The following is a 20,762-nucleotide window of genomic DNA, read 5'->3' as shown; positions in this document are numbered from 1 at the left end:
GCGGAGGCGGCTGCGGCTTGGAGGAATCGGCGGCGGGGGATCATTCGCTGGTCACTCCTCGTGAAGATTGGCCGCACGCTATAACGGCCTAGGCCGTAATGTCCAGATCGAACAGTCGGGCGGCGTTCCGCCAGGCGACCAGCTCGGCCGTCTCGGCGTCCAGGCCCGCCGCCGCGACCGCGCCGAACGCCGAGGCCGGGTCGATGAGGGTCGAGTCCGTGCCGAAGAGCAGCCGGGTGCGGTCCACCGCGGCCGCCACCTGCGCGATGCGGCCGGTGGGGGCGTGGGAGTAGCAGGGCTCCAGGTAGAGGCGGTCGCAGGCGTTCGCGGCCTCGATGGCGTGGGCGAAGCCGTCGGCGCCCATGTGCCCGGCGATGACCCGCAGGCCGGGGATGTCCAGGCAGGTCTGCGCCAGGTCCAGCACCGTGGCGCCCCATGTGTGGACGAGCGCGGGCACGCCCGCCTCCGCGACCATGGCCAGCGCCTCCCGCGTCTGGGCCGAGGAGACGGGCGAACGGGTGTAGTCGGTGTGGATCTTCACGCCGACGAACTTGCCGGTGGGCAGGTATGTGCGCAGGTCCCGCTCGGCGTCCGCCGGTCTGCGGGGGTTGACGGTGACATAGCCGAGGTGGCGGTCCTGGGTGGCCAGCCAGGCGGCCAGGGACCGGTTGCCGGCCGGGGCGTCGTAGATCACCGCTTCGGTGGCCGAGACGATCGACAGGTCGATGCCGAAGCGGTCCATGGCGGTCAGGTTGGCTCCGGCCACGTCCATGGTGAAGAACCACGGGCCCCAGTGGGCGTGCACATCGATGATCATCCGAGCAGCCTCCTCGCGTTGCCGCCCGCCACGGCGGCGATCTCGTCCGGCTTCAAACCGCTGGTCGCCAGGCGCAGCAGGGGCACGACCGGCTCGTAGTGGGGGGTGCGGGAGCCGTACAGCAGCCGGTCCGCCGGCACGGTCTCCAGCGCGTCGGGGGAGTTGAGCAGGCGGGTCGAGGTGTGGAAGCCGGGCTCGTCGGCGGCGACCACGAGGAAGTCGCCCAGGTGGTAGAAGTGCGTGTCGAGGAAGACGACCTTGGCGTCCAGGCCGGAGAACGGCTGCCAGAAGCGCCGCACGTCGCCGCCGGTCAGCACGACGAGGCCGAGCCCGGCCGCCTTCCTGGCGACGTGGCGGACCGAGGGGAAGCCCGCCTCGACGCCCTGCTCGTCGGGGAAGAGCCTGATGGCTTTCACGCCCAGCCCGGCGAGCCGGCCGATCTCCCGTACGGCGCCGACGGGGTCGCGCAGATCCACGGTCCCCACCGGGACGACCGCCGTGTCGAGGGCCAGGACCTCGTCGTTCCCGGAGCGCATGTCGAACAGCGCGGCGCGCAACGACGCGACCGCGCCCGCCCGGATGCGGTGCGCGGCCAGGGCGTCCAGCACCGAGGCGGGCGTGCCCGGCGGGCCGTCGCGGTCGGGATAGGCGCCGACCAGGACATCCACGTCGAGGGTCACCTCGAGCTCGCCTACCAGCTTGCTTGCGTCGAACGCCGTCACAACCGCCTCCATTGACTTATCAAGCTCAGCACATTACGGTCTGGGCCAAAATAGGGCAACAAGCTGTGGAGGTGCGGCCGTGCCGCGTAGACCCCTCGCGGTGGCCTTGGCCGCCACCCTGCTCGCATCCATGGTCCCGGCCCAGGCTGCCCGAGCCGAATCGGGGGCCTCATGTGCTGGGCCCCGGGTGGAGACGTTCGGGCCGGCGTCGGTGACCGGGGCCATCGTGGGCGCCGCCGTCCACGAAGGCAAGGCGTACGTCGTCACGCGCGGCCAGAAGCCGCCCGTGCTGGCCGAGATCGACCTGGCCACCCGGAAGGTGATCAGGAGCGTGCGCCTGCCCGACGGCCCGGCGACCGGGGAGCCCGAGGGCGGCTGGGCCACGGTCGTGGCGGGCGGCAAGGTCTATGTCGGCACCTACCCCGTCCCCGACCTCTACAGCTTCGACCCGGCCACCGGCGACGTGGCGCACCTGGCCTCCTTCGGCAGGAACGGCGGCTACATCTGGGCCCTCGCCGCGGCCCCGGACGGGACACTCTACGCGGGCACCTACCCCGACGGCCGGGTCAAGGAGTACGTCCCCGCCACCGGCGCGGTCCGCGACTTCGGGGTGCTGGCCACCGGCGAGCGCTACGTCAGGGCCATCGCCGCCGACGCCCAGAACGTCTACGCGGGCCTGCTCGACAAGGGCAAGCTCGTCGCGATCAACCGGGCGACCGGCGCCGTCAAGGAGCTGGCCCAGGGGACGACGGGCATCGGGGTCCTCGCCGAGCACGGCGACCGGGTCTTCGCGGTGAGCGGTCCGAGCCTCATCGACGTACGCAAGGACGGCACCGACGCCCGGAACGTCGCCATCCCCCCGGGCAGCAGCCTCGACGCGCTCACCGTGGCCGCCGACGGCACGGTGTACGGCACCACGCGCCCCGACGGCGCCGTCCACCGCTACCGCACCGGCGACGGCGCGCTCACCAAGGTCGCCGACTCGCCGTCGCGGGAGGACGAGACCAGGCGGCTCGCCTTGACCGGCGACGACACCCTGGTCGGTTTCTCCGGCAGCGGCGGCATGTGGTCGCTGGACCTGCGGACCGGCCGGTCGGAGTTCACCGACCTGATCGAGGCCGGCCTGCCGAGCGGCCCCGAACGCCCGCAGAGCATGCTGCTGGTGCCCGGCCGCGCCGTCTACGTCGGCGGCCACTTCTTCATGGACGTACGCGACCTGCGTACCGGAAAGCAGCGCAGGTTCCGCGTCCCCGGCGAGCCGAAGGACCTCGTGCAGCGCGGCAACAAGATCTACGCCGCCATCTACCCCAGCGGGACAATCATCTCCATCGACCTCCGCACCGACGAGGTCCGCAGCCTCGGCTCTCTGGGGCACGACCAGCAGCGCCCGTGGGACATCGAGTACGACCCGGTGACCGACAAGCTGCTGGTCGCCTCCGCGCCGCTGGGGGCCAAGCTCGAGGGCGCGCTGTCGATCGTGGACCCCGACACCGGCGAGATCGACGTCTACAAGGGCGTCATCCCCGGGCAGAGCCTGATGAGCCTGTCGCTGGACGCCGGCAAGGGCATCGTGTACCTGGGCGGCGACGTGCTCGGCGGGGGCGGTGTCACGCCGGTGAAGACCGCGGCGTCCGTCGCGGCCTTCGACCTCCGCTCCCGCACCGTGTTGTGGCAGGTGGACCCGGTCGCCACATTCCGCACCTTCCAGGACATCAAGGTGCACGGCGGGCTGCTCTACGGCGTGTACAAGCGCGACTCCGGCGCCTGGATCGCCCTGGACCTGGCCACCAGGACGGTCAAGCACCAGGGCACGCTGTCCGGGTACGGCGAGCTGACCACGCACCGCGGCCGGGTGTTCGTCAGCACCTTCTTCGGCGGCGGCAACGCCTACGAGCTGGGGACCGAGGCCACGCACCTGGCCACCGGACTGGGCGACGACTGGTACACCAACCCGCAGCTCCACTTCGAGCCCGGCTCCTGGAAGGCGTGGGCCATGAGCGGCCGGCACCTGGCCAGGATCGACCTCAACCCGCGTTGCCCGCTCCTGACCGTCACCCCGCAGACCTGATGCCGGAATTCGTGGTGGACGCCCACCGCCTCATCGGGCCCGTCCCCTTCGACGACCTGCCGGAGGACCCACGGCCGGAGATGGACCGGCTGGGCGTCCACCAGGCCTACGTCACCCATACCCTCGCCCTCTACTCCGACGTCCGCGCCGGGAACGAGGCGCTGCTCCACCTCGGCGACCCCCGGCTCGTCCCGGTGCCCGTGCTGCTGCCCGAGTCGTTCGAGCCCGTGCCGGACTGGGACGTGCCCATGGTCAGGATCTGCCCGGCCCGGCACCGCTTCGAGCTGACCGGGCCGACCGCCCTGCGCTGGCTGGCCGCGCTCGGCGTCACGGCGGCCGTCGACCTCGACGAGACCTCGCCCGGGCAGCTGCTCGCCCTCGCCAGGGAGCTGCCCGAGCAGCGCATCCTGCTGCTCAACCCCGGCTACCGGCGGCTGCGCGCGATCGGCGAGCTCATGGCCGCGATCCCGAACCTGTGGCTCGAGATCGGCACCGTCAACACCCAGCGCGGCGTCGAGTGGCTGGCCGGGCACTACGGGGCCGAGCGGCTGGTGTTCGGCACCGGCGCCCCCGTCATGGACGACTGCGGCCCCCGCTTCCTCCTCGACCACCTGGACCTGCCGGAGGCCGACGTCGCCCTGATCGCGTCGGGGGGGAGCCTGCTGTGATCCTCGACGCGCACGGCCACCTCGGCCCCTGGCCCGACTTCCTCATCCCCGACCAGTCGGCCGACGGCATGGTCGCCCTGATGGACGGCCTCGGCATCGACGCGATCGGCATCAGCCACCTGCTCGCCGTCGGCCCCGACGCCGCGGAGGGCAACCGGCAGGCGTTCGCCGCCGCCGAGCGGCACCCCGGCCGGTTCGGCGTGTGGCAGGTCTACAACCCCCACCAGCGCAACCGGCTCACCGACCGGGGCGTCTGGGGCGTCAAGGTCCACCCGGACGTGCACCAGTGCCGCCTCGACGACCGCCGCTACGACCCCGTCTGGGAGCTCGGCCTGCCCGTGCTCGCCCACGGCCAGACGGACTCGCCGTGGAGCGATCCCGAACAGTTCGTCACCGTGGCGCGCCGGCACCCCGGCGTGCCGCTGCTGCTCGGACACGCCGGGCTCTGGCCGTACGGCTTCGCCCGCGCCGCCGAGCTGATCCGCGAGCACCCGAACGTCTCCCTCGAGATCTGCGGCTCCAAGATGACTGGACGATGGATCGCCCGCCTCGCCGCCCAGGTCGGCGCCGACCGCATCGTCTACGGGTCCGATTCCTGCTTCCTCGACCTGCGGATCGGCTTCGGCCGCGTCGCCCTCGCCCCGCTCGACGACGCCGACCGCGCCCTCATCCAGGGCGGCAACCTCGCCCGCGTACTGGGCATGACCCGCTCCATCGACGGCGACACCACGGAAGGACGTCTCCCATGACACTCAACGCCGACCGCCGGATGTCACTCGCCCTCAACGGCGGCAGTCCCGTACGCACCGCCCCCTGGCCGTCGTGGCCGCCACCGCTGGACGACGCCCAGCGCGAGCTCGTCCTCTCCGTGCTGGAGAGCGGCCGCTGGGGCGCCACCCAGGGCGGCACCGCCTGCGCGGACCTGACCGCCGCGTTCGCGCGCCGCTCCGGCGTCGAGTACGGCGTCGCCGTCGGCAACGCCACGCTCGGCCTGTTCGCCGCGCTGCTCGGCCTGGGCGTGGAGCCGGGTGACGAGGTGATCGTCCCGGCGTACACGTTCGTCGCCTCCGCCACGGCCGTCCTGCTCGCCGGCGCCACCCCGGTGATCGCCGACGTCGACCCCGTCGACCTCCACCTGTCCCCGCCCGCGGTGGAAGCGGCCCTCACCTCCCGCACGGCCGCGATCATGCCGGTGCACCTCGCCGGCAGCCCCGCCGACATGGACGCGCTGAACGCGGTCGCCGCACGGCACAGCCTGGCCGTCGTGGAGGACGCGGCCCAAGCGCACGGCGCCACGTACCACGGCCGCCCCGTCGGCGGGCTCGGCGACGCCGGCGTCTACAGCTTCCAGGCCAGCAAGGCCATGACGGCGGGGGAGGGCGGTCTCGTCGTCTGCCGCGACAGGGCCGTGCACGAGGCCGTCTGGTCGGCCTGCAACGTTGGCCGCACGCTGGACGGTGCCTGGTACGGCCACCCCCGCGTCGGCTGGAACCTGCGCCTGACCGAGATCCAGGCCGCCCTCCTGCTGCCCTGGCTGGACCGGCTCGACGACGAGATCGACCGCAGGAACACCTTCGCCACGGCCGTGGAGCGAGAGCTGGCCGCGATGCCGACGCCCGCGGTGACGGTGGTCCCGCAGCCGCCGGGCACCACCCGCGACTCGCGTCACCTGGTCATGCTGCGCGTCCACGTGCCGTTCGACCGGTCGTTCGTGCTGGCGGCCATGGCCGCGGAAGGCGTCCCGCTCGACGGCGGCTACCCGCCGCTCGGCACGATGTCGGCGCTGACCGAGGCAGGCGCCCGCGCGGAGCATTGCCCGGCCGCGGGGGCCGCCTCCCGCGAGGTGCTCTGGGTCCGCCAGCAGATGCTCATGGACGACCCCGCCGGCGCCGCCCACATCGCCGAGGCCCTGACGAAGGTCCTCGCCTCATAAGTGCTCGTGACCCCTGTCACAGGCGGCGCGGGACGAGCACCCTTCGGTCGAGTAACGGCGTACGGGATCAGGGCTTGCCGGCCGCGTTCACGATGCGGGTCGTGGAGCGGCCGGGGATGGCGTTCATCTCCCAGCACTCGGCCCCCAGAATCGCCGCCGCGGCCGCGCGGGCGCCCGCGTGCGGGTCTCCCGCCGTGTGCGCCAGTGCGCCCGGGTGCATCGGGGCGAGCAGGTCGATGTAGTCCTCAGGGCCGTGGGCCTCGGGCGGGCCGGTCACGATGAAGACGCCGGTGACGAAGCGGAGCGCGGCCAGGACCTCGGCGCGCTCCGCCGAGGGGTTGAGGGGCCGGGTCGGCCCCTTCCAGGCGCGTACGCGCGGGTCGTCCTCGACACCCACGACGAGCGGCCGGCCGCGGTCCGCCACCGCGCCCAGGTAGCGCACGTGTCCCACGTGCAGGATGTCGAAGACCCCGGTCACGACCGCCGCCCCCGGCCTGTCGTACGGCTGCACCCAGACCGCCTCCAGGCTGCTCACGCGACCTCCTCCGCTGCCCCACGGGCCTTGACCAACTCCCTCACGGGCCTAGACGGCTCGTCGATCGCAGCGTACTCGGTCGCCGCCGGCGATCGTGCAGGCGACCTTGAGAAAGGGCATTCCTACCTTTTCGCGATAGCCCCCCGGCCGCCACCCGCGCGTCCCATAACGCAACCTGAGGATAGGGGCCCGACTATGGGGGAGGTCGCCGTGGCACCGGATTTTCACCGTGTCAACGGGGGTGATCCGCTCGGCTCTCGCGATCTCACGGTCCGGTTGCCGGGGATTCCGTCCCAGGTGTCCAGGGCCAGGGGGATCGTGACGGCCGCGCTCGGGCGTGATCATCCGCTCTACGACGACGTGGTGCTGCTCACCAGCGAGCTGGCCACCAACGCGATCCTGCACACCAGATCCGGCGCCGGCGGCTCGTTCACGGTGGCCGTGATCAGCTCGGAGTCGGCGGTACGGGTGTGCGTGTCGGACTCGGGCTCCGACGGGCCGCCATGCGTCTGCCGTACCAGCACGCAGGCCACGAGCGGGCGCGGTCTGCCGCTGATCGAGGCGATCAGCAACCGCTGGGGGTTCACCCGCGAGGGCGGCTCGACGACGGTGTGGTTCGAACTGCTGCGGGCGGACCTCCCGGCCGTGGCCGTCTAGACGTCCAGACGGCACAGGCCTTCGGCGAGGGCCTTCGTGGTGAGGCGGGTACGGCTGTCGCAGCCCAGCTTGGCGAAGATGTGCTCCAGATGCGTGGTGACCGTGCGGACGCTGAGGACGAGCGCGGCGGCGATCTGGGGGTTGGAGTCTCCGGCGGCCACCCTGGTGAGCACGTCGACCTCGCGGCCGGTGAGCTCGTACGGCAGCGCGCACGGCCGCTCGGCGGCGACCACGCCCTGCAACGTCCCCTGGAACCCGACGCCCGCCCGGAGCAGCCGCAGCTCGTGCCAGCCCCCGCCGCCGTCCAGCCAGAGACCGTGCCTGCTCAGCTCCCGCGAGTCGATGAACGCCCTGGCGTACGCGGCCATCGCCGGCTCGTCCCACAGCGCGGCCGACGCCTCCCGCCCGGGGACCTCGCGGCGGCTGCCGAGCCGGTCGAAGGCGACCGCGCGGAAGTCGGGCGGCAGCCCCACCGGGTCGATCACGCATCTGGTCAGGTCGGTGAGGTGGGCCAGCATCGGGCTCACCGCCGCCACGAGGGCCCCGGTGCGGCCCGGGAACACCTCCCTGGACGCGAGGTGCAGCAGCCCCGTGTAGCGGCCCTCACACAGGAACAGCGGCGCCGTCAGCCCGGCCCGCCAGCCGTAGGGGGCCAGATGGCGGCGGAAGTAGCGCTCGGTGTCCGGCTCGGGCATGCTCACGGGCGCCCGGGTGGCCAGGGCCCTGCGGTACGCGTCCAGCCCGGCGTATTCCTCGGCGGCGTCCCTGTCGATGCGCCGGTGCCCGTCGGACACGACGCTGTGGTGCCGCCCGGTGGCGGGGTCGAACGCGACGAACTCGTACGCGTCCAGCGGGACCACCCGGCGCAGCGCGGCCATCGCCCCGTGCGCGTCGCCACCGCCCGCCACCTGGTAGCCGACCTCGGCGAACGCCTGTAGCTGGCGCACGTCCAGGGTGATCTCGGCCACGGCGTCCTTTATATCATTTGCCAATACTTGGGGTCTTCATGAAGATTTCTTTCACTTGCGGCTGGATGTTACGGTGATGGGTATGCAGCGCGCCTTTGTCCTCGCCACGACGACGCCGGACCTCGTCCCGGCGCGCTGACTCCATGCTTCCCGGGCGAACGCCCGGGAGCTGGTCGTTCGCCCTTTCCTTGGAAAGGATCATCATGAACGACCATCGCAAGCTCGGCCGCGAGCTGGGCATCTTCGACACCGACCCGTTGATCGGCTCCGGCCTGCCCTGTTGGCTGCCCGCCGGCGCGGCGATGCGCAAGGCCATCGAGGACTACGTCCACGAGCTGGAGCGCCGCAACGGCTACCAGCACGTCCACTCGCCCGTGCTGGGCAAACGGGAGCTGTACGAACGATCGGGCCATTGGGCGCACTACGCGGACGACATGTTCCCGCCCATGACCGTGGGCGGCGAGGAGTTCGTGCTGCGCCCCAGCCTGTGCCCGCACCACGCGCTCATCTACCGCTCGCGCCGGCGAAGTCACCGCGAGCTGCCGCTGCGCCTGGCCGAGCTGGGTGGCCAGTACCGCTCGGAGTTGTCCGGCGTCCTCGGCGGACTGACCAGGGTGCGGTCCATCCACCTCAATGACGGCCACGTGTTCAGCCCGCCGGAGCAGGCCGCCGCCGAGGTGTCGGCGTCGCTCGACCTGATCGAGGCCGCGCACGCGCAACTCGGCATCCGGGCCGCGCGCTACCGGCTGTCGCTGCGCGGCGACGGCGGCAAGTACGTCGACGACCCGGAGATGTGGGCGGCCTCCGAGGCGATCCTGCGCGAGGTGCTCAAGGAGCGCGGCCAAGCCTACGACGAGGAGCGCGGCGAAGGCGCCTTCTACGGGCCGAAGATCGACATCCAGATCGCCGACCCGGCGGGGCGGGAGACCACCCTGTCGACCGTCCAGGTGGACCTCTACATGCCCGAACGCTTCGACCTGCGTTACGTCGGCGGCCACCGGCCCGCCATGGTGCACCGCAGCGTCGTCGGCGGCCTCGAACGCCTGGTCGCGCACCTCATCGAGGTGCACGGCGGCGCGTTCCCCGCGTGGCTGGCGCCGGTGCAGGCGGTGGTGCTGCCGCTGTCGGACGCCGAGCTGCCGGCCGCCGAGGACCTCCTGCGCCGCTGCCTGGCCGCCGGGCTGCGCGCGGAGCTGGCGCCCGCCGATCGGGGGAGTCTCGGGGCCAGGATCAGGGCGCACCGGCTGGTGCCGTACCAGCTCGTGGTGGGGCCGCGCGAGGTGGCGAGCGGGCAGGCGGCGGTGCGGCTGCGCGACGGGAGCCAGGCGGGAGAGGTGCCCCTTGAGCGTTTGGCCGCAGATTCACGACCGTTCGCCTGACGGGCGCAAATCAATAAGGTAACGGAGCCTTCCCTGATCACGTAAAGGGCTCGTAAAGTCCCTGCAACGCCGTGTCGGGGGAGGACGTCGTGACCGAGCTGAGCGATCGCGAGGCCGAGCTGGTCTCCGCCCACGAGCAGGAGCGCCCGGCGCGGCAACTGGGCGGGGCGCTCCGGCTCGGCGTGTGGATCGTCGGCGGGTTGTTGTCGGTCTACTCGCTCGTGGTGGTGTTCCGGCCGGTCGAGGCGCTCGAACATCGGATGACGTTCCTGGCGGTGGCGCTGCCGCTGGTGTTCCTGTGTTACCGCTCGGGGCTGTCGTCGTGGTTGAGCAGACTGCGCCTGGCGTTCGCGCGCTATCGGTCGGCGCTGTGGTCGCTGGTGAGCAGGCTGCGCCGCGAAGGCTTCCGATCCGTGCTGTCGTCGTGGCTGAGCAGCCTGCGCCTGGCGTTCGCGCGCTATCGATCGATGCTCTCGTCGTCGGTGAGGAGGCTGCGCCGCGACCCCGCCAAGGTCGCCGCCGTCGACGAGGCCGGTCCGCCGGCGGGGGCCACGGTGGACGGGCGGCCGGTCCCACCAGAGGGGGAGGGTGAGCCCGATCCGCTGGCCGGGGTGTCGCGGGCGGTGGCGCACCCGGAAGGCACGCGTCGCACGGAGCGGCCCACCGTGGCCGACTGGCTGCTGGCCGCCGCCGCGCTCGCGGTCCTGGTCTACCCCCTCGCCGGCATCGACGCCTTCCGCGATCGCGGGTCGGGCGCGGCACTGACGGGCCTCGACGTCGTGGCGGGCCTGGCGCTGACGGTGCTGCTGCTGGAGGCGGTACGGCGGACGGTGGGCTGGGCCCTGACCATCATCTGCGTCATTTTTCTGATTTATGCCTATTACGGCGCATATTTGCCGATCGACTGGACGATCGGGCATCGCGGCTTCGACCTCGCCCAAATCGTGTCGCAGCTCTACACCGGCACCGAAGGCTTCTTCGGCGTCCCCATGCAGGTGGCCGCCAGCTACATCATCCTGTTCACGATTTACGGCGCCGTGCTCGATTTCTCCGGCGCGAGCCGCTTCTTCATCGACCTGAGCTTCGCCGCCTTCCGCAACTCCCGCTCCGCCCCCGGCCGCACCGTCACCACGGCGGGCTTCCTGCTCGGCACGGTCTCCGGCTCGGGCGTGGCGACCACGGTCAGCCTCGGCAGCGTGGCCTGGCCGGTGCTGCGCCGGGCCGGCTACCCGAGGGAGCCGGCGGGCGGCATCCTGGCGGCCGGCGGCATCGGCGCCATCCTGTCGCCGCCCACGCTGGGCGCCGCGGCGTTCATCATCGCCGAGTACCTCAGGGTCAGCTACCTCGAGGTGCTCCTGTACGCGACGATCCCCACGATCCTGTACTACCTGGGCATCTTCCTGGCCATCGAGATCGACTCACGCCGCTTCGGCACCCACGCCGTGCAGGTGGACGCGCCCAAGGCGGGCAAGCTGCTGCTGCGCTTCGGCTACCACTTCAGCTCGCTCATCCTCATCATCGTGCTGATGGCGCTGGACCGGTCGGCGTTCCAGTCCGTGGTGATCGCCACGGCCGTGGCGTTCGCGCTGTCGTTCCTCGACCCCGCGCACCGGATGACCCCCAAGCGCGTCGGGCAGGCCCTGGCGAAGGGCACGCTGGAGGTGCTGCCGGTGACCGCCGTGTGCGCGGCGGCGGGCATCATCGTCGGCGTCATCACCCAGACCGGCCTCGGGCTGAACCTCAGCGCGATCATCGTCGACTTCGCCGCCGGCAACCTCGTCCTCACCACGATCATGTCCGGCCTCGCCGTCATGCTGCTGGGCCTGGCCGTGCCGGTGACCGCGAGCTTCATCATCGCGGCCGTGATCATCGCCCCGGCGCTCACCACGCTCGGCGTCACCCAGGCCGAGGCGTACATGTTCGTCTTCTACTACGCGGTGTTGTCGGAGGTGAGCCCGCCCACCGCGCTGTCGGCGGTCGCGGCGGCCGCGATCACCGGCGGCAACACGTACAAGACGATGATGATGACCTGGCGGTACACGCTGCCGGCGTTCCTGGTGCCGTTCGCGTTCGTGCTGACGCCCAACGGTCAGGCCCTGCTCGGGCAGGGGCCGATCGGGACCGTGCTGCTGATGGCGGCGGTGTCGGCGGTCGCGGTGGCCGCGCTCGCCATGGCCACGGGCGGCCTGACCGGCGTGCCCGAACGGCTGCTCGCGGCGGTGGCCGCGGTTCTGCTGCTGTTCCTCGAGCCCGTCCCCATCGTCGCCGGCCTGGCCGTGCTGGCCGTGGCCACCGGCGTGCATCTCGTCAGAAGAAGGAGAAGGGACCCAGCGTGAAGCGGATCTTTGCGATAGTCGCCGCAGCAGCCCTCACCGTGGCGGGCTGCGGTGGCGGCGGAAGCGGCGGCGGGTCGGGCAACCGGCTGTCGATCGCCACCGGTGGCACGACGGGCGTCTACTACGTGTACGGCGGCGGCCTGGCCAAGCAACTGTCGGCGAGCATCGCCAACACCCAGGCCACCGCGTCGGTCACCTCGGCCTCGGTCGAGAACATCAAGCTGCTGGCCGGCGGCAAGGCCGACATCGGCTTCTCCCAGATCGACACGGCGGCCGACGCCGTCAACGGCAAGGACACGTTCACCGCCAAGCAGCCGATCAAGGCGATCGCCCGCATCTACGACAACTACGCGCACGTCGTCGTCGCCCCGGGCGTCGAGGCGACCAAGGTGGCCGACCTCAAGGGCAAGCGCGTCTCGCTCGGCCCCGCCAACTCGGGCACCCAGGTGGTGGCCCGGCGCATGCTGGAGGCGGCCGGACTGAACCCTGACACCGACATCACCAAGCAGCAGCTGTCGATCAACGAGTCGGTGCAGGCCGCCAAGGACGGCACGATCGACGCGTTCTTCTGGGTCGGCGGCCTGCCCACGGCCGGCATCACCGACCTGGCCACGAGCAAGCCGGACATGAAGATGCTCGACACGTCCGACGTCCTGACGAAGATGCAGACGACGTACGGGCAGCAGTACGTCTCCCTGGACGTCGACATGTCCGTCTACAAGCTGAACGGCACGCTGAAGACCGTCGGCATCGGGAACGTGCTGCTGGTGCCCGACAAGATGAGCGAGCAACTCGCGTACGACATCACCAAGACCCTGTTCGAGAAGAAGGCAGAGCTGTCGGCCGTGCACCCGGAGGCGAAGAAGCTCGACCTGAAGCTGGGGCAAGAGGTGACCCCGGTCGAGCTGCACCCGGGGGCGGCCCGCTACTTCAAGGAAAAGGCCTGATCAGGCTCCTGATAGCGATCGCGGCAGTGATGGCGCTCGGCTCCGGCGGCGGCGCCGGGCGCCTCACCGTGAACGGCCTGCCGGTCTCCGGCGGCTTCATGATCGGCTACGTGCACTCGATCTACCGGGCGCCGACGGCGGAGGTGTTCACGGTCGAGGGCCGCCGTTTCACCATGCGGGCGGTCGTGTCGGCGAATGAGAGCGTGCTCGACTACTACGCGCTGGAGGGGGCACGCAGCCGGACGCGGGCGGGCGCCTGGATGTTGCGCCTGGCCGAGCCCGCCACGTACGAGGAGTTGTCGCTGCTGACCACCTCGATCGGCCGCCGCACCCTGCTGGCCGGCGGCCGATGCCTGCCGCTCTACCCGGACGCCGGGGCGGCCGAGGTGCGGCTGGCGGTGGAGCTGACGTCCGACGTCAGAGGCGAGCCCTGCCGCCCGCCTTACAACCAGTCCCTCTTCTTGAACGCCGCGTAGAGCGCCACCGACGTCACCGCCACCAGGACCGTGGACATCCAGAACCCCCAGGTCTCGCCGGAGCCCGGGTAGGGCACGTTCTGGCCGTATCGTAATAGGGTGCCATCACCGCGTCGGTGATGAGCTCCTGGTCGTGGCGGCGCAGGGTGCCGAGCACCTCCCGCATCGGTATCGTGATCTTGCGGAGGCGAGCGGTGTTCTTGCGCAGCACGTACATCTCGCGCTGCAGCTGCCTGCCGTCGCGCACCTCGTCCTCGAACGGCGCCTCCTCCAGGGCCTCGGCCTTCCCGTCGAGGTCCTGGACGAGGTCGAAGTGGGTGTCGACGATGTAGTCGAGCAGGCCGTGCAGCAGGAAGCTCACGCCTTGGCCGGCCAGACGGGCGTTGGCGTCCCAGCGCCTGACCACGTCGGTGATGTCGAAGTGGTCGCTCTCGCGGACGGTGACCAGCTCGTGCAGCCCCAGCTCCTCCCCGATCATGCCGAGGTCCGCGGGGGCCGGCGAGCACAGGTCGAACCAGACGACGTTGTCGGGGTCCTCCAGGTAATCGGATACCGCCTCGAGAGGGAAGCCTTCCTTCTCGAGGACGCCGTTCCTGTACAGACGCGTGTGCACTAGGCGAGTCTGGCAAATCGTCGCGCGTTTCGCACCGCGGCCGCGCCAGGATCGTTGTTGAAGTACACGTAGGCGTCCTCCCAGCCGGCCTCCCGCACCCGCCCGGCCCAGGTGCGCAGCGAGGTCTCGCCGTACTCGAATCCGGCCCGGCCCTGGTGCATGCGCACGTAACCCCAGCTCGCGGTGCGCCAGAGCGGACTCTGCGGCCGGCCCAGCCGGTCCGCCCAGCAGAGGGCGGCCCCGTGGGCGTTCAACACGTCACGCACGTCCTCGGTCCACCAGGACGCGTGCCGCGGCTCCACGGCGACCCGCACGTCACGCGGGAAACAGGCCAGGCACCTGTCCAGCCTGCCCGGCTCGGCCCTGAGCGTCGGCGGCAGCTGCAGCAGAATCGGGCCGAGCTTCTCCTTCAGCGCCGCGGCGGCGCCCATCAACCGCTGAACCGGCTCCTCCGGCTCGTCCAGCCGCTTGATGTGGGTGAGGAACCTGCTGGCCTTGACCGCCATCACGAACCCGTCAGGCGTGCGTTCCCGCCAGGCGGCGAACGTCTCCGGCCGCGGCAGCCGGTAGAAGGCGTTGTTGCTCTCGACGGTCGGGAACTCCCGCGCGTACGCCTCCAGCCAGAGCCGCTGCGGCAGTCCCTCCGGATACAGCACCTTCCGCCAGTCCTTGTACTGCCACCCCGAAGTGCCGACCAGCCATGCCATGCTTTACGCCTACCCTGACCTTCGCCGTGCAGTACTGTCATCATTCGTCAGCCGAGGAGGACCTACTCGTCGATGGGCGCCAATCACACGCACGGCACCGCCGTCCCGAGCTCGCGCCGCACGCTGCTGGCCAGCCTGGCCGTGCTGGTGCCGCTGGCGATCGTCACGCTGGCCGGCCTGCTGTGGCTCTGGCCCGACGGCCTCCACGACGCCGGCACGACGCCGCAGACCGGTGTCGAGCGGCTCACCGGCACGGTCACCGGCGTCACGCTCAAACCCTGCCCGGCCGTCGCGGAAGGCGCGCCCCAGCCGGACCCCGCCACCTGCGGGAACGCCGCCGTCAAGGTCGGCAGCGGCCCCGACGTCGACAAGGACGTCACGCTCCGCCTGCCCACCGGTCCCGGGGCGCAGCGGTTCGCCCCGGGCGACGACGTGATCCTGCTGCGCGACGCGGACGGCGCCTACCAGATCTCCGACCATGACCGGACGTTGCCGCTGTGGTTCTTCGGGGCGGCGTTCGCGCTGGCGGTGATCGCCTTCGGCCGCTGGCGCGGCCTCACCGCGCTCGTGGGGCTGGCGATCACGTTCGTGCTGCTGCTGACGTTCGTCATCCCCGGCATCCTCGAGGGCAAGCCGCCCATGCTGGTGGCCATCGTCGGGTCGGCGGCGATCATGCTCATCGTGCTCTACCTGACGCACGGCTTCTCGCCGTCCACCTCGATGGCCGTGCTGGGCACGCTGGCCAGCCTGGCGCTGACCGGCGCGTTGTCGTACGGGGCGCTGGGCTTCGCCAGGCTCAACGGCATCACCGACGACGCCGCGATGACCCTGGGCATGAGCCTGCCGATCGACACGCAGGGGCTGCTGCTGGCCGGGATCATCATCGGCGCGCTGGGGGTGCTCGACGACGTCACGGTCACGCAGGCGGTGACGGTGGCCGAACTGGCGCACGCCAACCCCTCCTACGGGTTCGCCCGCCTCTACCGGGCCGCCGGCCGCATCGGGCGGGCGCACATCGCGTCAGTGATCAACACGATCATCCTGGCGTACGCGGGGGCGTCGCTGCCGCTGCTGCTGCTGTTCAGCATCGGGTCGCAGCCGCTGGGGGACGTGCTGACGACGCCGGTCATCGCGCAGGAGATCGTCCGGAGCGTGGCCGGCACGCTCGGCCTCATCGCCGCCGTCCCCATCACCACCGCCCTGGCGGCGCTGGCCGCCTCCCGCCGCTCCACCCGGCCGGATGAGGAGGAGCCCTCGGGCCGCCGCGCGAGCCTCCCGGGCCTTCCCGGCCGCCGGGACGCGCGCGAGGACCTCTCCACCCGCGGCGGGGACCTCTCCACCCACGGCGAGGCCTTCTTCAGCCGCCGGGACGACGAGCCGGACGACGACTTCTTCAGCCGCCAGGACGACGACCGGGACGACTTCTTCTCGGATCCGGATCCAGGCGACCGCCGCGAGACCGGCCCGGACCGTCCCCACGACACCCCGATCCCGGAAGGCGGCTTCTTCACCCCGGCCGCGCGCCGCTCCGGCCCTCCGGAAGCCCCGGCCAGGCATCCCGCCGAGCACGCCCGCGAGGGCGACCCCGCGGATCGCCAGCCCGCCCGTCATCGCCGCCGGGCAGGCGCGTAGGAGCGCCAGGCGGAGCACTCAGGGGTAGGCTTCGGTGCTGCCGTCCACCCGCAGCTTCCGCCGTGCCCGTTCGTAGAACGTGGTGCCGACCCGGACCACCTTCGCCGCCGCCGGCCACGCGGTCACCGTGATCCGGTCGCCGGGGCACAGGTGCCCCACCACGGCCCCGTCCACCTCGACGGCCAGCCGTCCGCTGCTGGGCAGCACCTCCAGCGTGACGTCCTCGTCCGCGGGCAGCACCAGGGCCCGGTTGAACGCCGAGTGCGCCGCGGCGGGCACGACGAGGATGGCCTCCACGCGGGGCGACACGATGGGCCCGCCCGCGGAGAAGCTGTAGGCGGTCGACCCGGTGGAGGTCGCCACGATCACCGCGTCCGCGGCGTACCGGACGAAATCGCTGCCCGCCGGGGTGACGGACACGGCCGCCAGCCCTTCCCCGGGGATGCGTACCAGGGCGATGTCGTTGAACGCGGTCACCTCCGTGGTCCCGACCCGGCTCCTGACCGCCATGCGCGACTCGACCGTGTAGCGGTGCCCGTCGATGGCCGACAGCGTGTCCGCCAGCTCGTCCACGTCGATCTCCGCCAGGAACCCGAGCCGCCCGAGGTTGACCCCGAGTATGGGCGTCGGCCGCCCGGCGAGCAGCCGCATGGTGCGCAGCATCGTCCCGTCCCCGCCGAGCCCGACCAGCAGATCGGCCCGCTCGACGAGGGCGGTGGGGTCCACGGCCACGGCGCTGCAGTCGATCCTCCCCACCTCCTCGGGCAGCCCCAGCACCGTGGCGCCCTTGCCCGCCGCCCAGCGCAGGATGGTGTCTATCGCCTTCTTGGAATCGCGCTGCGGGTGCAACACCAGCCCGACCGTCCCGACCATGCCCATAGGGCCCACCCTACGATGGCAGGGTCAGCACGACGTGCAGGGCGGGGTGGTCGGTGTAGCGCATGCCGACGACCTCCGTCCGCACGAAGCCCGAGTTGGCCGCGAAGACGTGCTGCACGCTGCCGTCGCCCTTCCTGAAGAACGGCGCCACGTTGCAGTCCTGCACGTTGGGCCCGATCAGCGGGGCGTACTTGAGGTTGAAGTCCCCGGCGAGGAACGTCGGCTTGCCGGCCACAGCCCGGTCGCGCAGCATCGCGATGGCCGCCTTGCACTGCGTCATGGCGACGCTTCCCGTGGTGGACAGGTGGGTGCTGCAGCCGATCAGGCCGGGGAACTCGGCGCACACGTAGACACGCTTCTCGCTGCCGCTGTCCTGGGTGGCGTACTGGCTGGAGAACACCGTTCCCGTGGCCGTCGAACGGAAGACGAGGCCGTTGCCGTACTCGTCCCCGTTCGTGCACCGCACGGGCGTGCCGTCGGGGCGGCGGGCCGCGGCGAACGTGCTGAAGCCGTTGCCCATGGCGGGCGCGAGCTGCGGCAGGTCGTTCCTGCAGATCTCGTTGAGCGAGACGACGTGGGGCTGCTTGGCGGTGATGACGGAGTTGGCCTCCTGGATGGTGGCGGCGCCGTTGTAGCAGGAGGTGTTGACGCCGCTGTGGCACAGGTTGAGCTGCAGCACGCGGTATTCCCGCGCCGCCGCGGCCGCAGGCGCCGTCAGAGCGCTCACGCTCAGGATGAGGACGAGGAGGAATCGGATCACAGGTCGCCTTACGCCGGGGGATCTTCCTGTCCCCGACAGCGTCTCAGCGGACCTCCGCTAACGTCGAGTCCATGCGGCTTCATGTCGGATGCGCCATGTGGGCGCACGCGTCGTGGCAGGGTCGGCTCCTCCCCGGCCCGCTCCCGCCCCGGGAGCGGCTGCGAGCATACGCGACCTGGTGCAACGCGGTGGAGGGCAACACGACCTTCTACGCCACGCCGACACGGGCGACGGTGGAGTCGTGGGCCGCTCAGACCGACCCCGATTTCCGTTTCGTGGTCAAGCTCCCCAAGTCCATCACCCATGAACACCGTCTCACTGGCGCTGACGAGCTTTTGCGCTCGTTCTTGGAGGCCATGGAGCCGCTGGGGGCGCGGACCCATGCCTTGTGGGTGCAACTGCCGGGTTCGTTCGGCCCGTCCGATCTGGGGGTGTTGGCGGCTTTTCTCCACCGCCTCCCCAGGTCGTACCGCTATGCGGTCGAGGTCCGCCACCGCGCCTTCTTCGCCGAGGAGCGTTCGGAACGGCTGCTGGAGCGGGTGCTGGCGAGCCGTGACGCCGAATGGGTCCCCTTCGACACCACCACCTTCTTCGCCGGCCCGCCGACCAGCGACGCCGAGCGCGATGCCTGGGCCAAGAAACCCCGGGTGCCACGCCGCTCCCGTGCCCTGACCGGCCACCCCATCGTCCGCTACCTGGGACGGGACGCCACCGAGCGCACGGTGGAGGGCTGGCGATCCTGGGTCGCCACCGTGGCCGGATGGCTCCGCGAGGGCCGCTCGCCGACCGTCTTCATCCACACCCCCGACAACGCCGACGCGCTCACGCTCGCCCGCCGCTTCCACGACGAGGTACGCTCCCGCGTGCCGGACCTCGAGCCGCTCCCCGAGCCGATGCCGAACGAACCCCAGACGCTTTTCTGACCGCATCCGGCCACCGCATCGTTCACAGCGCTGCAGGTCAAGAAGGCATGTCCTGGTGGTGGAAGAACGGTGCACCCACTCGCGTGCGAGGACGGGAGGATTGAACCCGGCATGGTCCGGCGAAAGTGCATGATCGCGTAATCTTGCCTGACATGACTGCCGACATGCTGGCGAAACGGGTGACCAACCTGCTCGCCCCGCAGGTGCTGGTGATCCTGATGCCGCCCGTCGTCGGCCTGCTCGCCCAAGGGTGGCGCGGCGCGGTGTGGGGACTGGTGGCGTCGGCGTTCTGCGGTGGTGTGCCGGCGACGGTGATCGCGCTCGGCGTGCGGTCCGGGCGGCTGGATTCGCATCACATCGTGGACCGGGGGCGGCGGACCGGGCCGCTGCTCGCTGCCGTGGCGGCCGTGCTGGTGGCTTTGGCGTTGCTCGTCCTGATGGGGGCGCCGACGCTGCTCGTGGCGACCGTTGCCGCGATGCTGGTGGCGCTGGGGGTCACGGTGCCGGTCACCTTGCGATGGAAGATCTCATTCCACGCCGCCGTGTCCGCGGGCACGGTCGTGGTGCTCGCCCACGTGCTGCCCGCCCTGCCGACCGCGATCGCCGGGGGCGCCGTCGTCGGGCTGGTGTGCTGGGCCAGGGTGCGGCTCGCGCACCATACGTGGGCGCAGGTCCTCGCCGGGGTGGTGGTCGGCACGGTGACGACGTGGGGCACGCTGGCGGCGTTCGGGCTGGAATAGGCGGGCTGGAATCGACGGGCGGGCATAGGCGGGCTGGAATAGGCGGGCGGGCATAGGCGGGCTGGAATAGGCGCGACGCCGCCGGGGTTGCCGCCTGCATGGACGCTGGGAACCGTGGCCGGGTACGCGTCGAGCGGACGGCCAAACGCGTGAGGACCTACCTGGGCGGCCGGGTGGTGGCCGACACCGCCTCCGCCCTCCTGGTGTGGGAAGTCCCGTACTACCCCACCTACTACTTCCCGCTCGCGGATGTGGACGAGGCCGCGCTCAAGGCGACCGGGACCACCAAGCACTCCCCGAGCAGGGGCGACGCGGTCGTCTACACGGTCACCTCCGGGACGGCGGAGGCCGCGGAGGCGGCGCTGGCGTACCCGGAGTCGCCGCTGGAGGAGATCCGGGGCCATGTGCGGTTCGAGTGGGACGCCATGGACGCCTGGTTCGAGGAGGACGAGCAGGTCTACTTCCACCCGCGTGACCCGTACACGCGGGTGGACATCCTGCCCAGTTCACGGCACGTGCGGGTGGAGGTCGACGGTGTCACCGTGGCCGACTCGCGTGGCGCGCGCATCCTCTTCGAGACGGGACTGCCCGCCCGCTACTACCTGCCGAAGCCGGACGTACGGCTCGATCTGCTCGAGCACACCGACACCGTCACCCACTGCCCGTACAAGGGCACGGCCGAGTACTGGTCCGTCAACGGCGAGAAGGATCTGGCCTGGTCGTACCGGACGCCCCTGCCGGAGAGCGAGCGGATCGCCGGGCTGGTTTCGTTCTACAACGAGAAGCTCGACATCTACGTCGACGGCGAGCTGCAGGAGCGCCCGAAGACCAAGTTCTCCTAAGAGGCGCTCCAGTGGGGGTCGCGGCCGAGGTAGCGCAGGAGGGCCGCCACGTCGTCGTCGCCCTGCGCGGGGGCCAGGGCGGCGGCGTACGCGCCCCAGGCGCGCAGCGGCTCGACGATCTCCCTGGCGATCGTGAGGAGGGGGCGGGCCAGCTCGGGGG

General features: G+C 71.5%; 22 protein-coding genes. 13 read left to right on the top strand and 9 right to left on the bottom strand.

The window, feature by feature from the left end:
- Nucleotides 1-88: 88 nt before the first annotated feature.
- Entirely contained in the window at nucleotides 89-817 is a 729-nt protein-coding gene (locus ETD86_RS39640) for an amidohydrolase family protein (protein ID WP_138671771.1), read from the bottom strand.
- Nucleotides 814-1,539 carry an amidohydrolase family protein gene (locus ETD86_RS39635; RefSeq protein WP_211370610.1) on the bottom strand — a complete coding sequence of 242 codons (726 nt, stop codon included), beginning with the start codon at nucleotides 1,537-1,539 and terminating at the stop codon, nucleotides 814-816. Before ETD86_RS39635 ends, ETD86_RS39640 begins: the two co-directional genes overlap by 4 nt.
- A gap of 79 nt (nucleotides 1,540-1,618) precedes the next feature.
- Here ETD86_RS39635 and ETD86_RS39630 point away from each other — a divergent pair, with 79 nt between their 5' ends.
- The 4 genes from ETD86_RS39630 to ETD86_RS39615 are packed head-to-tail and all read left to right on the top strand — an operon-like array spanning nucleotide 1,619 to nucleotide 6,208.
- The gene (locus ETD86_RS39630; RefSeq protein WP_246148963.1) at nucleotides 1,619-3,607 is read left to right on the top strand and encodes an NHL repeat-containing protein; all 1,989 of its coding nucleotides are present in this window, start codon (nucleotides 1,619-1,621) and stop codon (nucleotides 3,605-3,607) included.
- The gene (locus ETD86_RS39625) at nucleotides 3,607-4,275 is read left to right on the top strand and encodes an amidohydrolase family protein (protein ID WP_138671770.1); all 669 of its coding nucleotides are present in this window, start codon (nucleotides 3,607-3,609) and stop codon (nucleotides 4,273-4,275) included. Before ETD86_RS39630 ends, ETD86_RS39625 begins: the two co-directional genes overlap by 1 nt.
- Entirely contained in the window at nucleotides 4,272-5,024 is a 753-nt protein-coding gene (locus ETD86_RS39620; RefSeq protein WP_138671769.1) for an amidohydrolase family protein, read from the top strand. The genes ETD86_RS39625 and ETD86_RS39620 overlap by 4 nt, the downstream gene beginning before the upstream one ends.
- Entirely contained in the window at nucleotides 5,021-6,208 is a 1,188-nt protein-coding gene (locus tag ETD86_RS39615) for a DegT/DnrJ/EryC1/StrS family aminotransferase (RefSeq protein WP_246148960.1), read from the top strand. Before ETD86_RS39620 ends, ETD86_RS39615 begins: the two co-directional genes overlap by 4 nt.
- A gap of 67 nt (nucleotides 6,209-6,275) precedes the next feature.
- Here the strand turns inward: ETD86_RS39615 and ETD86_RS39610 are convergent, their stop codons facing one another.
- Nucleotides 6,276-6,743, bottom strand: a complete 468-nt coding sequence (locus ETD86_RS39610) for an adenylyltransferase/cytidyltransferase family protein (RefSeq protein WP_138671768.1) — start codon at nucleotides 6,741-6,743, stop codon at nucleotides 6,276-6,278.
- Nucleotides 6,744-6,953: 210 nt separating this feature from the next.
- Between ETD86_RS39610 and ETD86_RS39605 the strand changes: the two genes are divergently transcribed.
- Entirely contained in the window at nucleotides 6,954-7,400 is a 447-nt protein-coding gene (locus tag ETD86_RS39605; RefSeq protein WP_246148959.1) for an ATP-binding protein, read from the top strand.
- On the opposite strand, the gene ETD86_RS39600 is transcribed toward ETD86_RS39605, so the two are convergent.
- Together ETD86_RS39600 and ETD86_RS55870 are read right to left on the bottom strand one after the other, a co-directional pair.
- Entirely contained in the window at nucleotides 7,397-8,368 is a 972-nt protein-coding gene (locus ETD86_RS39600; RefSeq protein WP_138671766.1) for a helix-turn-helix transcriptional regulator, read from the bottom strand. The two genes, ETD86_RS39605 and ETD86_RS39600, sit on opposite strands and share 4 nt — an antisense overlap.
- A gap of 13 nt (nucleotides 8,369-8,381) precedes the next feature.
- Complete coding sequence (locus ETD86_RS55870) at nucleotides 8,382-8,573, bottom strand: hypothetical protein (RefSeq protein ID WP_170223500.1); 192 nt, start codon at nucleotides 8,571-8,573, stop codon at nucleotides 8,382-8,384.
- On the opposite strand from ETD86_RS55870, the gene thrS reads away from it, so the two are divergent.
- The 4 genes from thrS to ETD86_RS39580 all read left to right on the top strand — a co-directional run bounded on the left by thrS (nucleotide 8,572) and on the right by ETD86_RS39580 (nucleotide 13,506).
- Nucleotides 8,572-9,747, top strand: coding sequence for a threonine--tRNA ligase (gene thrS, locus ETD86_RS39595; protein WP_246148956.1), 1,176 nt, complete (start codon nucleotides 8,572-8,574; stop codon nucleotides 9,745-9,747). The two genes, ETD86_RS55870 and thrS, sit on opposite strands and share 2 nt — an antisense overlap.
- Nucleotides 9,748-9,836: 89 nt before the next feature.
- Entirely contained in the window at nucleotides 9,837-12,083 is a 2,247-nt protein-coding gene (locus ETD86_RS39590; RefSeq protein ID WP_211370609.1) for a TRAP transporter permease, read from the top strand.
- Nucleotides 12,080-13,030, top strand: a complete 951-nt coding sequence (locus tag ETD86_RS39585) for a TAXI family TRAP transporter solute-binding subunit (protein WP_138671764.1) — start codon at nucleotides 12,080-12,082, stop codon at nucleotides 13,028-13,030. Before ETD86_RS39590 ends, ETD86_RS39585 begins: the two co-directional genes overlap by 4 nt.
- A 29-nt stretch (nucleotides 13,031-13,059) precedes the next feature.
- Complete coding sequence (locus ETD86_RS39580) at nucleotides 13,060-13,506, top strand: DUF1850 domain-containing protein (protein ID WP_138671763.1); 447 nt, start codon at nucleotides 13,060-13,062, stop codon at nucleotides 13,504-13,506.
- 13 nt (nucleotides 13,507-13,519) lie between these two features.
- Here ETD86_RS39580 and ETD86_RS39575 read toward each other — a convergent pair whose 3' ends face one another.
- Nucleotides 13,520-14,119, bottom strand: coding sequence for a CorA family divalent cation transporter (locus ETD86_RS39575; RefSeq protein WP_246148953.1), 600 nt, complete (start codon nucleotides 14,117-14,119; stop codon nucleotides 13,520-13,522).
- Nucleotides 14,119-14,826, bottom strand: a complete 708-nt coding sequence (locus ETD86_RS39570) for a DUF72 domain-containing protein (protein WP_138671762.1) — start codon at nucleotides 14,824-14,826, stop codon at nucleotides 14,119-14,121. The genes ETD86_RS39575 and ETD86_RS39570 overlap by 1 nt, the downstream gene beginning before the upstream one ends.
- Nucleotides 14,827-14,898: 72 nt before the next feature.
- Between ETD86_RS39570 and ETD86_RS39565 the strand changes: the two genes are divergently transcribed.
- Nucleotides 14,899-16,458, top strand: a complete 1,560-nt coding sequence (locus ETD86_RS39565) for a YibE/F family protein (RefSeq protein WP_138671761.1) — start codon at nucleotides 14,899-14,901, stop codon at nucleotides 16,456-16,458.
- Between the two features lie 18 nt (nucleotides 16,459-16,476).
- Here ETD86_RS39565 and ETD86_RS39560 read toward each other — a convergent pair whose 3' ends face one another.
- Both ETD86_RS39560 and ETD86_RS39555 read right to left on the bottom strand, forming a co-directional pair.
- Nucleotides 16,477-17,337 carry an NAD(+)/NADH kinase gene (locus ETD86_RS39560; RefSeq protein ID WP_138671760.1) on the bottom strand — a complete coding sequence of 287 codons (861 nt, stop codon included), beginning with the start codon at nucleotides 17,335-17,337 and terminating at the stop codon, nucleotides 16,477-16,479.
- Nucleotides 17,338-17,347: 10 nt separating this feature from the next.
- Nucleotides 17,348-18,097: an endonuclease/exonuclease/phosphatase family protein gene (locus ETD86_RS39555; protein ID WP_138671759.1), complete on the bottom strand. Its 750-nt coding sequence runs from the start codon at nucleotides 18,095-18,097 to the stop codon at nucleotides 17,348-17,350.
- Nucleotides 18,098-18,168: 71 nt separating this feature from the next.
- Between ETD86_RS39555 and ETD86_RS39550 the strand changes: the two genes are divergently transcribed.
- The 3 genes from ETD86_RS39550 (at nucleotide 18,169) to ETD86_RS39540 (ending at nucleotide 20,602) form a co-directional block, all read left to right on the top strand.
- Nucleotides 18,169-19,020 (top strand): DUF72 domain-containing protein, encoded by an 852-nt coding sequence (locus tag ETD86_RS39550; protein WP_138671758.1) that lies wholly within the window; start codon nucleotides 18,169-18,171, stop codon nucleotides 19,018-19,020.
- Nucleotides 19,021-19,172: 152 nt separating this feature from the next.
- Nucleotides 19,173-19,760, top strand: a complete 588-nt coding sequence (locus ETD86_RS39545) for a hypothetical protein (RefSeq protein ID WP_138671757.1) — start codon at nucleotides 19,173-19,175, stop codon at nucleotides 19,758-19,760.
- Nucleotides 19,761-19,858: 98 nt separating this feature from the next.
- Complete coding sequence (locus ETD86_RS39540) at nucleotides 19,859-20,602, top strand: DUF427 domain-containing protein (protein WP_138671756.1); 744 nt, start codon at nucleotides 19,859-19,861, stop codon at nucleotides 20,600-20,602.
- The last annotated feature ends 160 nt before the right edge of the window (nucleotides 20,603-20,762 follow it).

It is taken from the genome of Nonomuraea turkmeniaca, from assembly GCF_005889735.1.
In the GTDB taxonomy this organism is placed as follows: Bacteria; Actinomycetota; Actinomycetes; order Streptosporangiales; family Streptosporangiaceae; genus Nonomuraea; species Nonomuraea turkmeniaca.
The sequence above is the reverse complement of the archived record's forward strand: the minus strand, read 5'-3'. Positions and strand labels throughout refer to the sequence as shown.